The organism is Amphibacillus sediminis NBRC 103570, from assembly GCF_001552275.1.
GTDB lineage: Bacteria > Bacillota > Bacilli > Bacillales > Amphibacillaceae > Amphibacillus_B > Amphibacillus_B sediminis.
This window is the reverse complement of sequence record NZ_BCQW01000003.1, coordinates 1-15,415: the sequence shown is the minus strand read 5'-3', so window position 1 is coordinate 15,415 and position 15,415 is coordinate 1. Positions and strand designations below refer to the sequence as shown.

11 protein-coding genes and 1 riboswitch are annotated in these 15,415 nt (G+C 38.5%); of the genes, 10 read left to right on the top strand and 1 reads right to left on the bottom strand.

All coding sequences use genetic code 11. The features are described from left to right. Positions 1-7 precede the first annotated feature (7 nt). From ASE01S_RS03245 to ASE01S_RS03235, 3 genes are read left to right on the top strand one after another with little or no spacing between them, the layout of a single operon-like run. Positions 8-1,099 (top strand): glycoside hydrolase family 88/105 protein, encoded by a 1,092-nt coding sequence (locus tag ASE01S_RS03245; protein WP_067838268.1) that lies wholly within the window; start codon positions 8-10, stop codon positions 1,097-1,099. Between the two features lie 18 nt (positions 1,100-1,117). Then, on the top strand, positions 1,118-1,576 hold the full coding sequence (locus tag ASE01S_RS03240; protein WP_067838265.1) for a hypothetical protein: 459 nt from the start codon (positions 1,118-1,120) through the stop codon (positions 1,574-1,576). 22 nt (positions 1,577-1,598) lie between these two features. Next, the gene (locus tag ASE01S_RS03235; protein WP_067838261.1) at positions 1,599-3,689 is read left to right on the top strand and encodes a glycosyl hydrolase family 28 protein; all 2,091 of its coding nucleotides are present in this window, start codon (positions 1,599-1,601) and stop codon (positions 3,687-3,689) included. Positions 3,690-4,119: 430 nt separating this feature from the next. Here the strand turns inward: ASE01S_RS03235 and ASE01S_RS03230 are convergent, their stop codons facing one another. Next, positions 4,120-5,109, bottom strand: a complete 990-nt coding sequence (locus ASE01S_RS03230) for a LacI family DNA-binding transcriptional regulator (RefSeq protein WP_067838258.1) — start codon at positions 5,107-5,109, stop codon at positions 4,120-4,122. A gap of 210 nt (positions 5,110-5,319) precedes the next feature. Here ASE01S_RS03230 and uxaC point away from each other — a divergent pair, with 210 nt between their 5' ends. The 7 genes from uxaC (at position 5,320) to glsA (ending at position 14,881) form a co-directional block, all read left to right on the top strand. Further along, the gene (gene uxaC / locus ASE01S_RS03225; RefSeq protein WP_067838255.1) at positions 5,320-6,720 is read left to right on the top strand and encodes a glucuronate isomerase; all 1,401 of its coding nucleotides are present in this window, start codon (positions 5,320-5,322) and stop codon (positions 6,718-6,720) included. Between the two features lie 725 nt (positions 6,721-7,445). Then, positions 7,446-7,994, top strand: a complete 549-nt coding sequence (locus ASE01S_RS03220) for a hypothetical protein (RefSeq protein ID WP_067838252.1) — start codon at positions 7,446-7,448, stop codon at positions 7,992-7,994. 270 nt (positions 7,995-8,264) lie between these two features. Beyond that, a riboswitch (ZMP/ZTP riboswitch) is annotated at positions 8,265-8,345 on the top strand. A gap of 294 nt (positions 8,346-8,639) precedes the next feature. Continuing rightward, complete coding sequence (locus ASE01S_RS03215; RefSeq protein WP_067838247.1) at positions 8,640-9,836, top strand: 3-phosphoglycerate dehydrogenase family protein; 1,197 nt, start codon at positions 8,640-8,642, stop codon at positions 9,834-9,836. A gap of 283 nt (positions 9,837-10,119) precedes the next feature. After that, the gene (locus ASE01S_RS03210; RefSeq protein WP_067838245.1) at positions 10,120-11,127 is read left to right on the top strand and encodes an LLM class flavin-dependent oxidoreductase; all 1,008 of its coding nucleotides are present in this window, start codon (positions 10,120-10,122) and stop codon (positions 11,125-11,127) included. A gap of 747 nt (positions 11,128-11,874) precedes the next feature. Then, positions 11,875-12,570 carry an SDR family oxidoreductase gene (locus tag ASE01S_RS03205; protein ID WP_067838241.1) on the top strand — a complete coding sequence of 232 codons (696 nt, stop codon included), beginning with the start codon at positions 11,875-11,877 and terminating at the stop codon, positions 12,568-12,570. A gap of 253 nt (positions 12,571-12,823) precedes the next feature. After that, positions 12,824-13,378 carry an NADPH-dependent FMN reductase gene (locus ASE01S_RS03200; protein ID WP_067838238.1) on the top strand — a complete coding sequence of 185 codons (555 nt, stop codon included), beginning with the start codon at positions 12,824-12,826 and terminating at the stop codon, positions 13,376-13,378. Positions 13,379-13,951: 573 nt separating this feature from the next. Continuing rightward, positions 13,952-14,881 carry a glutaminase A gene (gene glsA / locus ASE01S_RS03195; RefSeq protein WP_067838235.1) on the top strand — a complete coding sequence of 310 codons (930 nt, stop codon included), beginning with the start codon at positions 13,952-13,954 and terminating at the stop codon, positions 14,879-14,881. The last annotated feature ends 534 nt before the right edge of the window (positions 14,882-15,415 follow it).

The window sequence follows — 15,415 nt, the reverse complement described above, 5'->3', positions numbered from 1 at the left end:
TCATAATATGGAGAACTTTCAAGGAAAATCAGCATTAGAATGGGCAGAACTAGCTTGTCAAAGCTTGATGCATGATTATGAGCCAATAGATTTACCACCTCGTGAACGCTGGCACTATCATCAAGGTGTCTTTCTCTGGAGCATGCTTGATGTTTGGCAAATAACAGGGAATCAAGATTATTTCGATTATGTTAAGAAGTACGTTGACGGGCTTGTTGATGAAGAAGGAAATTTCCTATTTGCGCGGGGAGAATTAGATGCGATCCAAGCAGGCTTATTACTATTTCCTTTATATGAACAAACAAGTGATAAACGTTATGCGATTGCCGCAACACGCTTACGCAACCTATTAAGAACATTGAATCGTACCAAACAAGGTGGGTTTTGGCACAAGGATCATTACCCTTATCAAATGTGGTTAGACGGACTATACATGGCTGGACCATTTGCGATTAAGTATAGTCAGTTATTTAAAGATCCTGACTTAGTTGACTTAGTGTTACTCCAAGAAGAATTGATGCGAAAATATACTAAAGATGAACGAACTGGACTCTACTTTCATGGCTATGATGAAAGCAAATCAGCTCCATGGGCAACAGAAAAAGGGCATGCACCTGAAATTTGGGGACGTGCACTTGGCTGGTATGCCATGGTATTGACACTATTTATCGATCTTTTACCAGAAGATCATGTTAAGCAAGCGACTTTACGTCAAGTCCTTCAAGAGTTAGTCGATAGTTTAATCAAATATCGAGATAGTGAAACGGGGTTGTGGTATCAGATCGTTGATAAAACATATGAGGAAGATAACTGGCTTGAATCGTCATGTTCGAGTTTGTTTATTTATACAATTGCCAAGGCGATTAATAAAGGTTACATTTCACCAGCTTATCGGACCTTGATCAAGCAGAGCTATCAGGGCTTAATTCAACATAAAGTCACTTGTGACAAGAGCGGCTATTTATCCGTTCATGATATATGTATTGGTACATCAATAGGTGAGTATAGTTACTATGTAAATCGGGAGACAAGTGTCAATGATCTCCATGGTGTAGGTGCCTTTATCTTGGCTAGTGTCCAAATGCATCTATTAGACTAGTGAGAGGACTGGAAGAGGATGAAGAGCATCTTATATATTATGGCTATGGTTGTTATTATACTTAGTGGTTGTTCAAGTGAGGATGGGCTAAATATTAGTGTATTTGCCAACGAAGGTCAAGACAGCCTTATTGAAACGATACAGACCACTTTAGCGAGTGAACAATCCATTGAAATTGAACAACTGCCTCCTCATTATGAACGACTCATTACCGAAATTGCCGCCCATAATGGCGATGTTCTTGTCGTACAACAGGAACTAATCAATGATACGGTATTAGATCCAGAAGGGTTGGTTCCTTTAGATATCGACGGAGGGGAGCAATTAGTAATGGTTACTAATCCAGAGACAGGCGAAGAAGAGGCCTATGGCTTGATTCTACCACAGTCGACAACAACGGAATTAATTGCTCTCATCCCAGTATACAGTCGCTATCAAGATCAAGCAGTCGCTTTACTTCAGCAATTGGTTGATTGAGAGAATAGGAGAGTCTAGGTAAATGAATCTTTACTTAATCGGTGATTCAACAATGGCCGCTTACGATAAGAACTTATATCCAAGAGCGGGTTGGGGCCAACTTTTAAAGCAATATTTTAATGAGCAGATCACTATTATAAATGCAGCTAAATCCGGAGCAAGTACAAAAAGCTTTATTACAGATGGAAATTTTGATCAGGTTGCGTCATTACTAGCAGAAGGCGATTATTTAATGATTCAATTTGGTCATAATGATCAAAAAGAAGATAAGGCTAGACATACAGAACCATTTGGAAGCTTTAAAGCCAATCTGAAGTTTTTTATTACAATAGCTAAGCAAAAAGGAGCTAAGCCTGTATTGATTACCCCAGTAGCTCGCCGGAAATTTACTGAGCAAGGCAAAATAATCGATACACATCACGTTTATGCTGAAGCGGTAAGAGAGCTAGCTATGAATGAGTCAATCCCTTTAATTGATCTAACTAAAGCGAGTATGACATTATATCAGTCCTATGGTGTAGAAGAATCAAAACTTCTTTTCTTATGGCTGAAGCCAAATGAGTACATCAATTATCCAGAAGGGAGTCAAGACGATACCCATTTTTCACATCAAGGTGCGAAGCAAATCGCTCACATAGTCGTCAAAGAATTGAAACAGTTAGCATTGCCACTTAACGCATACTTAAAGCAAGCGCCTGTAGAAATAAAGCCGGTTTCGTTTTCTGTTAAACCACCAACTATACCTAATCAAGATTATCGATTAATTGATTTTGGTGGTAAGGGAGATGGACGTACCGACAACACAGAGGCATTCAAACGAGCTATTGAAACCTGTCACCGGAATGGTGGTGGTAGAATAATTGTTGAATCAGGGGTTTGGATGACCGGACCGATTCAATTAAAGTCAAGGATAGAACTCCATGTCAAGAGGGATGCCACTATTTGCTTTATCCCAGATTACGAAAAGTATCCTTTAATTGCTTCGAGCTTTGAGGGGGCAGAAACCTTTAGGTGTATTGCTCCTATTGATGGTGAATGCCTTGAAGACATAGCGATCACCGGTGCCGGAATAATTGATGGGTCTGGTCAATATTGGCGGCCAGTTAAAAAATGGAAAATGACAGAGCAAATGTGGTCAGCTTTAGAAGCAGGTGGAGGGGTGTTAGATCCTGATAAGCAAATTTGGTGGCCAACGGAACGTGGCTTTCGTGGTGCAAAAAAATTTAACTACGGCTTACCTGATTCAGAGTTAGATAAATCGGGCTATCAGCCTTACCATGAATACTTTAGGCCGAATCTTGTCAGCTTAAGACGGTGCAAGCGAGTAAAAATAAGTGGTGTAACGTTACAAAATTCACCAGCTTGGAACATTCACCCATGGATTTGTGAGCATGTGATGATTGAAAATCTTTTTGTTCGAAATCCTTGGTATGCTCAAAATGGCGATGGTCTAGATATCGAATCTTGCCGATTTGTCACAGTTAAGCATTGTCGGTTTGACGTCGGTGATGATGCAATCTGTATTAAGTCAGGAAAAAGACATCGTTCGCCAAGTATAGCAAGTGAGCATATTTTAATTGAACAATGTCATGTTTTTCAGGGACACGGTGGCTTCGTTATTGGAAGTGAAATGTCTGGTGATGTCCGATATGTTCAAATAAAAGACTGTATCTTCTCGGGAACAGATAAAGGTGTTCGGATTAAAACCATGCCCGGAAGAGGAGGTATCGTCGAATATATTTGGATAAATAACATTCAAATGCAGCGAATTAAAACAGAGGCAATTAGTATTCGAATGGATTATACACATGAGAAAGAAACAGATGTAGGCGATGATCCCGCTCTTCCCTTATTACGGGACATTTATCTAGAATCTATTAGGATTCACGGCGCAGAACATGCTGTTGTAATTAAAGGTCTTCCAGAAAAGCAAATAACTGACATCAGCTTAAACCATATTTGTTTTGTTTCTGATCGGGGTATCGAGTGTCGAAATAGTCATTTTATTTACTTTAATAGAATCGAAGCAGATATCAAGGAAGCTAATGTATTTGAGCTGGAACAAACGAATCAGATTAAATTTGACGCTGTGAGTCAAGTCATGACAGAATAGAGCTAAGTTTATATTTCTACTTTCGTAGATAGGAACAAAAGGATAGGTCTTGATGGATATCGGAAAAGTGTTGTTTATCGCAGTGTAACTAGATGAGGCTGCGATTACTCGCCCCATCGAAGGGCTTTTGTAAGCCTATCACTTTAAAAAATAAGGGAACACGTTATTTCTAAGTGGGAGATTCAACAGCCAGTCACGGCCCGATGGGTTCAATTAACGTTCAGTGGGGGGCAAACCCGGGCTATATAAAGTTAAAGCCTTTAGTGGATGCCAACAGAGGACATTTTTCGAGCGAAGCTCGATAAAATCTGGGTACAAATACGCCGAGGCGCACTTGATAAATGAAGTGCTTACCGAGTGACTTTTAATTGCTGGTCAATGTCACCATCACTTTGGGTCCTATGACTTTTTACATGGCGAAAGTTGAAGCTTAACCTTGGCTTATTTTGGAACAGGACTTTCGAATAACTAATTCAGGGTTTAATTTTTGTGTAAGGGGGATAGATGATTCAGTTGTTAAGCTTAACATAAGTGTCTCAACAATACTTGCCGCTAGGTTATCCATTGAAATTCCAACCGCAGTTAATGGAACTTCCAAGTGTGCCATTTGTGGTATATTATCATAACTGATCAGTGATAGCTGCTTAGGGATTTGAATGTGATGTTCAGCCAGACAGCGAATAATGCCGCCACTAAGCTCGTAGCTGGCACTAATCATAGCTGTTGGTAAATTGTTGCTTTTTAGGCAGGAGGCAATAGCTTTATAGCCATCGAACCAATCTAATCCTTTAGTATCAATTAAATGACAGCGTTCAGTTGGTAACTTGTACTTCGTGATAGCATCGATAAAGCCTTGTTGTTTTTCGAGCTGAAAGGGATCGTCTTTGGCTAAGCTACCCATAAATTGAATGTCTTGGTGACCAAGGTCGACCAAGTGCTTAACTGCTTTTTCGATAGCTAAGCGATGATTGGCGTCAATAAGTGGGTAGGTCTTGTTAGGATGTGTGATGCCGTATGACACCATTGGAATGTCAAAAGTGGTATTAAGCTGATAGTTTGTCCCTTCAAACAAAATCACACCATCGACTTGAAAGCGCTTAAACATATTGATAGCTTCTTCTATTGGATCAACAGATAGAATCATGGCATATCCTTTTTGCTCAAGTGCTGCTCGAACCAATCCGACAAGACGTGCAGGCACGGTCCGGTCAATCGTTGGCCAAATTAAGCCAATAATATTAGTGCTTTTTTTCACTAAGCGTTGGGCAGCATAATTCGGCTGATAGCCTAAGCGCTCAGCAACCTCAATAATCTTTGTTTTGGTATCGTCTTTAACAAGCGGGCTATTATTTAATGCTTTAGATACAGTTGAGTAGCTAACACCAGCTTGTTTGGCAATATCTTTAATTGTGATACTCATTTTGATTCACCTCTGCCAACAGCTAAATAATTTTTTTATAAATGTACCATAATTATTAACATATTTCACCTTATAATCGATTTTCAGAGGGAATTTATCGAGCAAATTCGATAAATTCTGGGCGTAAATACGCCAAGACGTATTTGATTTTAGAGATTTTTCATATATGGAACTTGCTAGCTATCCTACTATTTGAAAGGAAGATCAACGTTGAAACCGTTTATGGATGAGAATTTTTTATTACATTCGGAGCTTGCTGAAAAACTTTATCATGAGTTTGCTCAGGATTTACCTATTATTGATTATCATTGCCACCTTGATCCTAAAGAAATTTATCAAAATCGATCCTACAAAACGATCACTGAAGTTTGGCTCTATGGAGACCATTATAAGTGGCGAGCCATGCGAACGGTTGGGATTGATGAGCACTACATTACTGGTGATGCCAGTGATTACGAAAAATTTCTTGCTTGGGCAAAAACAGTACCCAAGCTTATCGGCAATCCTCTGTATCATTGGACACATATGGAGCTTCAGTTCTTCTTTGAAATTTTTGAATTATTAGATGAGGAAACAGCTCCGATAATTTGGGAGAAAGCGAACGAGCGTCTGGTAAGTGGCGAGTTGAATGTAAGAGATTTGATTAGTCGTGCAAATGTAGAGGTTATTTGCACAACAGATGATCCGACTGATTCATTAGTTTATCATCAAAAAATAGCCAACGACACGACCTTTAATGTTAAAGTATTACCAAGCTTTCGACCTGATAAAGGACTTGATCCACACTCACCGACCTTTTTAACATGGTTAGAGAAATTAAGTGATGTGAGTCATAGAGCCATTCATTCTTATCAGGATTTATTAAGCGCTTTTGAACAACGCATCGAGTTTTTCCATCAAATTGGTGGACGAATTTCTGATCATGCACTTGACCATTTTATGTTTATTGCGACGACTTTATCTGAAGTTGAAGAAATTTTTGCTCGAATATTAGCTGGGGAACAGATATCTGAAACTGAAGCCATCAAATATAAGTCCTATACTTTAACCTTCTTGGCGAAACAGTACGCTAAGCGTAACTGGGCGATGCAGTTACATCTGAATGCATTACGTAATAATAATACTAGGATGTTAAATACTTTAGGACCTGATACGGGTTATGATGCTATGAATGACCACTTAGTGGCTCAACCATTGGTAAGTTTCTTTGACCAATTAGAGAAAGAACAGGCTTTGCCAAGAACGATTGTTTATTCATTAAATCCAAACGATAATGCAAAGCTAGCGACCATTATTGGTAGCTTTCAAGGCAATGGTATTCCAGGTAAAATGCAATTAGGCACGGCTTGGTGGTTTAATGATACAAAGCGTGGTATGCTTGATCAGATGGAAAATCTAGCAAATATCGGTGTGTTAAGCAGTTTTATTGGTATGCTGACAGATTCACGCAGTTTTTTATCTTACCCAAGACATGACTACTTTCGCCGTATTGTTTGCAATTTAATCGCAGATTGGGTGGAAGCAGGAGAGTATCCGAAGCAAATTGATCGACTTGGGGATATTATACAAGGTATTTCATATCAAAATGCACGTACTTATTTTAAATTCTAACCTTGTTTAGAAGAAGTAGAAAATGGCGCTACCGACTGATTAGGATGAACGATGCGAGACAAATGTAAATATTACTGAAGGAAAGACGAATGATACACCGATAAGTGGTTTTTCATTCGTCTTTTTACCGAAGTGTAACTGGTTTTAAGACTCCCACTTCAAGAAATAGAGAAATACGTCATATCTAAGTAGGAGATCCAACAGCCAGTCATAGCCCGATTGGTTCAACTAACGTTCAGTGGGGGAGAGAGCAAGCTGACAAAGTTCGCGATGTCGTGTGCAACGTCTGCCACGAGCACATCCTATGTGTCGCCCCCACTGAACGAAGGTTCACTTTATGAAGTTAAACTTAAATGTACATAAAAATGTGAATGAAATAACAAACTTTTATGTATATTAATTTGTGAAATAAACAACAAATAAACAATATACATAAAGGTGAATTTAATGTGGGTTATCCATTACTTTGTAATCAGGAGATCTAGTCAATCTGCTGTAAAATCGCTTAATATCAGTCTTAAACCATTAAATATTCTGTAAACTCTAATAAAATAACTTAACATTATAGTATAGAAGTATACCAAAGTTAAAGCGAATTGCTAAAATAATTTAAATAATAATGATCAATTTTTCACAATTTGTACACAGACTTTTCTTAGTAATATGTTAATATAGTATGTGAAAGTAGTCACAATACATATAGAAAGATTAGGAGGAGAAAGACTATGAAAAAATGGATGACTTTATTGATGATGGTATTAGTCATTGGCTTATTAGCTGCATGTGGAGGAGAAGATAAAGACACAAGTAAAGAACCTGAAACTGATACCGAAGCTGATGCTACTGAAGCTGATGCTACTACAGGAGCAACACAAGTTATTGTACAAGGTGAAGATGATTTATTATCAGGTGTGTCTAAAGATGGTGCTTGGATTATTATCTTTGAAGATGATTTCTCAACTGATAATGAATTAGTTTTAACAGGTGAATTTGAAAGTAAAGGCGAGCCTGCTCGTAAATTAGCGCTTTACACACAAGATGAAGATCGTAACATCATTGATCAATTTACGCTAACTGCACCTAAATTAACGGTTCAAAGTGAAAATACTCGTATTCAAGGTGGTACATTTGCTGGTGATGTATACGTAGAAGCAAATGGCTTCTCAATTCCAGATGGAACAATTGACGGAAATCTTTACTTTGCAAGTGAAGAGTACCAAGATTCTGCTGACCTTACTGGTGGCGAAGTTACAGGTAGTGTAGAAGTACAATAATCAGTTTAAGAGAGATGCGAATAGCATCTCTTTTCTTTATTGCAGTGTAAATGGCTTCTCGTAGTGACTTCTTTAGCGTCCATTCTATTGGCCGAAGATGGAAGGCAGTCCTTAGCACTTTCTTAATATCGATTTCCATTCAGCTGTTCGGAGATATAATCAATTCGCAAAATCCGAACGTTCAACGGGTGAAATGATATAAATGTACATTTTTAATATTGATTATTGCATTTTTATTTGTTATGATAAGATGAGAAAAATTAAATAGACTATACGAGATGTGACTGGCGAACACGGATTAACCGTGAGGGAGCATTTCGTGTCAAATAGCCGTTCGCCTGGGCAGAGGTAAGGATCTATGATCCTTGCCTCTTTGTGCTTTTTAGGAGGGATATACACTTACCAACTGAATGAATATTGATACGTTAAAGATGAAATTCAAATAGCATTTAACTTCATTTAGCAGAAGTCACCTAAATTCTATAAGTGGTGAGATGAATGCAAATTTGTATTCCGTTCAGTGGGGGACAAACCCCGGCTGAATCAAGTTAAAGCATCCGACAGATATCACAGATTTTCAGAATTCGCTCGATAAAATCTGAGCGTAATACAACAAGGCGTATTTGATCAAAAGGAGGAGATTCAGTGAGCACAGGCATTTTAGATCGCAGCAAAACAGTACAAACACTTAATGTTATTTCAGAAAAGGGTTTATCTTTATTAGATGGAGATTATCTTGTTGATGATAAAATTGAAGATCCGGGTGCGATCTTATTAAGAAGCTATAATCTACATGAAGTGGCTTTAGGAGAGCATTTATTGGCAATAGCTAGAGCAGGAGCTGGAGTAAATAATATCCCTGTTGACGAATGTACAAATCGTGGCATTGCCGTTTTTAATACCCCGGGAGCTAACGCCAATGCGGTCAAAGAACTTGTTTTAACAACTTTAATGGCGGCTTCAAGACAGCTATTTGATGGCATTGCATGGACAAGAAAGCTAAAAGGACAAGGAAATGCCATTCCTAAATTAGTAGAACAAGGAAAGAAACAATTTGTTGGTAAGGAAATAAACGGGAAGACATTAGGGGTGATTGGCTTAGGAGCTATAGGAGCACGGGTGGCAAATGATGCGCTTGATCTTGGTATGGATGTAATCGGCTATGATCCGTTCATTTCCGTTGATATGGCTTGGAATTTATCTAGCTATGTCAAACGTGTGCTGGCCATTGAAGAACTATATGCTAAAGCAGATTTTATTACTGTCCATGTCCCATTAACCGACCAAACTAAAGGTATGTTTAATGAGAAGACATTTAAATTAATGAAGTCCAATGTTCATATTTTAAATTTCTCGCGCGGTGAGCTTGTTAATGACCGAGATATGGCTATTGCGCTTGAACAGAGAGAAGTAGGGAAGTATATTACTGATTTTCCAAATGAGGCAGTATTGAACATGGACAATGTTATTCCAATTCCTCATCTTGGTGCCTCTTCGAAGGAATCTGAAGAAAACTGTGCGATAATGGCTACTCGACAATTAAAAGACTTTCTCGAAACAGGGAATGTAAAGAACTCAGTTAATTTTCCAGATACAAGTTTACCCTTTACTGGAAAAAAACGAATCACAGCTTTTCATCATAATATTCCTAATATGGTCGGTCAAATGACGACGGTTTTATCAAGCTTTGGCCTAAACATAGCAGATATGGTTAATCGCGGCCGACAAGAGCATGCATATACAATCGTTGACCTTGATCATAATGTGGATGATCCTGTTCTTAATAATCTAAAAGCTAGATTAAATCAGATTGAAGGCATGATCAAGCTTAGAATCATTTAACTTCAATCATTAGATGTTCCCTACTTCTATTAGTGAAAATGTATTTCATTCAGTGGGGGAGAGAGGAAGCTGACTAAGTTTGCGACGTTGTGTCGTAACTTCTGCAGAAGCACATCTTATGCGTCGAAACACCTACTAAACGGAATTTCACTTTATTTAACGACTACAAAACTGCTGTAACTTATTTTTGTTGGGGGCGTGTTGCAGTCCAGTCAAATAAATTGAGTACTATGTTATCACATGATAAGATATGGGGTATGCTAAACCAAAGGAAGTGAATGTGATGGTGCGATTAAATATACCTGTATCAATTTTAAACTTGGCGCCTATTAGAGAAGGTGAGAGTCAGAAACAAGCCATTGAAGCAACAGTTGATTTGGCAAAGGCAGCAGAAGCAATGGGATACCAACGCTACTGGATCGCTGAACATCATAATACGTCTACACTTGTAAGCTCGGCGACAGTTATTTTAATTAAACACGTACTAGAACATACCGAAGCAATTCGGGTTGGCTCTGGAGGGATTATGTTACCTAACCATGCTCCATTGGTTGTGGCCGAGCAATTTGGTACAATGGCTACACTATATCCCGAGCGTGTGGACCTAGGACTTGGACGTGCACCCGGAACAGATATGCTTACAGCCAGTGCTTTACGTCGTTCAAAAGGCCATGATTCTGTCCATACTTTTCCGGATGATGTGCAAGCTTTATTAAAATACTTTGGACCAAGTAGTGAACAAGACTTTGTTAAGGCGTTTCCAGGTGTCGATACACATGTTCCGCTTTATATCTTGGGATCATCAACAGATTCAGCCAAGCTAGCTGCAAAACTTGGGTTACCCTATGCATTTGCTTCACATTTTGCTCCACAGCATATGGCAGAGGCGATCGAAATTTATCGTGATCAGTTTCAACCTTCTAATTACCTTTCTGAACCGTATATCATTATCTGTCTAAATGTGATTGCTGCAGACTCAGATGACGAAGCTAAAAAAGAAATGACATCGATGCAGCAATTTTTCTTAAATGTCATACGCGGCACGAATCAACCGTTAAGTCCTCCTATCGATCAAATCAACGATATTTGGTCGCCACAGGAAAAATATACTGTTCAATCCATGACCAGCTATACTTTGGTGGGGGAACATGCTTCTATACGTCAGCAACTGTATGAATTTCAACAAGCTTATGATGTAGATGAAATAATGGCTGTATCGTATATATTTGATCGGAAAAAACAAAAGCGTTCTTATCAAATTTTAAAAGACATCGTTACTCAACATCCTTAGACACTATCAAATGGATGACCACAGTTGGCAGCCCAAAAAAACTGCGATCATAGGTTGTTATTGATTTATGTTGTTATCAGACTTGGAATGTCTAGCATTCATATGCATTTTCTTAATGCTTAATTTATGCCGAGCCGGATATCACTTACTTGATGTACCTCTGATTCTAATCAATTTAATAGATCATCTTTTTAGCGTCACGATCATTTATTAGCTTCATTGACCACGCATAAGTGGTCAATGAATACCTATTTGTTTTCCATTCTTGGAATCAAGTCCTTCTTAATAAAGTGAAAACTTCGTTCAGTGGGGGTTTTCACGCATAGGATGTGTGTGCAGACGTTGCGATACGACATCGTGACTTAGTCAGCATCCTCTTTCCCCGACTGAACGTTAGTTGAACCAAACTGGCTGTTGGATCTCCCACTTAAACATGAGGTGTTCCCTTATTTGAAGTCGGAGACTTACAAAAGCCCTTCGATGGGGCGAGTAATCGGTAGCCCCAGTCAGTTATACTGCGATAAAGTTAAAGTCTTTGGACAATGCTACCAGATCTAGCGAAAATGTATCGAGCTTTGATCAATACAATTTGGTGCTAAGTCAGGATGCATAAGATTTAGGGTCTTTGAGTTATCCCTATAGTGGAGTTGATTTAAGGGACAGCGCATTATAAAATACCTAATAATGAAAGCGTTTTACACAAAGTTTACCATGACCAAAATATAACTAATTGGAGTTGATTTATTAATGAAGCACGTATTAATTACAGGGGCTGGCCGTGGATTGGGGTTAGCATTGACAGAGCTAGCTTTGGCTAAGGGAGCAGTTGTTTTTGCAACAGTTAGAAAGATGAATGCTCAGATAAGTGACTTACAACAGCTTTACTCAGATCAACTTATCATTTTACAATTTGATGTAAGAGATGAAGCAGCGATTGAACAAGCTGCAAAAAAATTAACTCAGAAAGAAAAACATTTAGATGTAATGATAAATAATGCCGCACTTTTGAATGAACGAAATAAAACAATCGAAGAGCTAGATATTAATGCAAGCCTTGAAGCGATTGATATTAATACTTTTGGTCCGATTCGAATGATCAAACATTTTCTTCCATTATTAAGAAAGGGAACGAATCCGTCAATTATTAATATTAGCTCAGACTCTGGGCGACTCACTAAAACATATGTTCATGACTATCCTTATGGCCTATCTAAGCTTGCGTTAAATATGTTAACTGAAAAGCTTAACATTTATTTGAGAGACGACCATATCCAGGTTCTGTCCGTTCATCCCGGCTGGATGCACACGGATATGGGGGGACAACAAGCTCCAATTGATCCAAATGAAGCAGCTAAAGGAATTTATCAATTAATCGATCAGCGCATCACTGTTTCAGAAGGTTGTCAGTTTGTTGATTATGAAGGTAATATTATGGATATTTGATTATTTAATAGGTGTTCAAAAAATCGCCGAATGGTAAGCACGTCTATTCCACATCTATCTTATAGTTCACTTACGTATTTAATAGCAGACATTTAATTGTTCAAATCGTCAGCTCCTTGTCTTGCTAGCTTTTTGATTCGGCTTTTTTTGAACACCATTTTAAAATAAAAGATTAATGACTTGCGTTTATCTTGAAATCGAGATATAATACAATTATCTTGAAACTGAGATATAAATCAAGGGAGGATTTTAAATGTTAAAACTAGCTGTTGTTTTAGGAAGTGTTAGAGAAGGTCGTAATGGAGAAGCCGTCGCTCAATGGATGTATCAGTTTGCTAAAAATAGAGGTGACGCTGAATATGAGTTGGTTGATTTGGCCGATTATAATTTACCGCTTCTTGGAGCGTCAGTAGCTGAAGCCGATCAAGCCAAAACAGAAGGGATTATTCAAGCATGGAAGGATAAAATGGCATCATTTGATGGTTACATTTTTGTGACACCGGAATATAACCATGCTGTAGGTGGTGCATTGAAAAATGCCCTAGATTATTTGAATCCAGAGCTTAACAATAAGGCAGCAAGCTTTGTAGGCTATGGAAGTCTAGGAGGTACACGTGCACACGAAAATCTCCGACTTATTCTTGGCGAGTTGCAAGTTGCGGATGTTCGTACAGCTGTAACCTTTTCACTTATGAGTGACTTTGAAAACTTCTCAGTTTTCAAACCAGCTGAATACCATGCCAACAATGCTAATGAGATGCTTGATCAGCTAATAAAATGGAGTGGCGCATTAAAAACGATTCGCTAAATACGAGATGCCGAAAAGATCTGTTTCGGCATCTTTTTTTAGTTTTGGAAAGATAAATGAGCAATGAGGGTTGACTGTGTTTCTTAATTTTTGTTTAAAGAATAATTCTTATTTTTGAATTTAAGTCACATTGTTGGTCATGCCCCTTGTGTTTATATCACAATTTGGTATTCAAGTACTCGGGAGCTTAATTGTTCAAAATTATCTAATTAAAGGAATTATTTTAATGATTAACTCGACGATTCGTCTAAGCTGATCTTTTTTAAGAGAACGATAATTATAATTTTATCGCAGTGTAACTAACTATAAGCCTCTCACTTCAACGAATAAGGGAACACGTCATGTCTAATCGGGATCCAACAGCTAGTAACGATCCGATTGGTTCAACTAACGTTCAATGGAGGATAGAGAGAGGAAGCTGGCTAAGTTCGCGACGTCGTGTCACAACGTCTGCACGAGCCATCCTATGCGTCGCCCCCACTTAACGAAGTTTCACTTTATGATCTTATCAAAATTTGTCATTCCGACTTATGTTTTGCTTCTTGTGGCTCATACTTATAATGGGTGATGATAATGTTGTGTGAGACAAACAAGGAGTTAGCTGCTTTCGTAACCAAAGCGAGAGCTTATGCTAAAGATGGAAAGGTTGCCGATTATATTCCAGCGTTAGGTAAGGCAGATCCAAATGATTTATCGATTGCCATTCAATATCCGAATGGTCATTGTGTCTCAGCAGGAGATGTCAAAAAAAAGTTTACCTTGCAAAGCACTTCCAAGGTGATTAGTCTAGCTTTAGCTATAATGGATTGGGGAGCAGAAACGGTATTTGAGTATGTCGGTATGGAGCCAACCGGAGATCCATTTAATTCAATTGCAAAATTAGAATCAAACGTTCCAGCAAAGCCCCTTAATCCTATGATTAATGCGGGTGCTCTAGTCGTCACCCACATGATCAAAGGGCGCTCGATGGAGCAGAAGTTTGAGCGATTACTGGAATTTGTTCGTGAATTAGCGAATGACCAATCAATCAATTATTGCCAAGAAGTTGCTGATTCAGAGTACCGAACAGCAGATTTAAATCGGGCACTTTGTTACTTTTTAAAACAACATAACCGAATGAATGAGAACGTTGAACAACTCATTAGTCTTTATAGCAAACAATGTGCGATAGAAATGAACTGTCTTCAACTAGCGCAGATGGGAACGGTTTTTGCGATGGATGGTATAAATCCAGTAACTTCAAAACAAGTCATTCCAAAAGACGTTGCTCGAATTTGTAAAACCTTTATGGTTACTTGTGGTATGTATAATGCTTCAGGAGAGTTTGCCATTAAAATTGGTATACCAGCGAAAAGCGGAGTGGCTGGCAGTATTATGGGGGCGGTTCCAGGTCGATTCGGCATTGGGATCTTTGGACCAGCACTCGATGAGAAAGGGAACAGCATTGCCGGATTAAAGCTACTTGAGCTATTATCAAATCATTATAAACTGAGTATGTTTTAATAAAGGCTGATAAGGATCATAGTTTGGTCCGTTAATTAAATGTGCCTTTGGCGGATTTGTGCGAGATTTTCATCGGTCTTTGTTATATACATTTCCGCTGAAAATCTCGCCTCAGCTAAAGGCATTTATTCAGTCGGGGTTTGAAACAAATGATTCATCCCATCACTTATAGAAGGGGTAGATTTCTATTAAATAAAGTTAAAATTTTTATCGCAGTGTAACTGGCTGGAGCTGCGATTACTCACCCCATCGAAGGGTTTTTGTAAGTCTCTCCCTTCAAGAAATAAGGAAACACGTCATGTCTAAGTGAGAGATCCAACAGCCAATAACGGCCGATTGAGTCAACTAAAGATCAGTGGGGGAGAGAGGAAGCTGCTAAGTTCGCGACGTTGTGTTGCAACGTCTGCACGAGCACATCTATGCGTCGAAACCCCCACTGAACGAAGTTTCACTTTATTCAAAATGGGCTAATTGCTTGCATTCTATTAATTATAAATTAATAGTGAATAATTAGTATAAATATATTAAAATAGT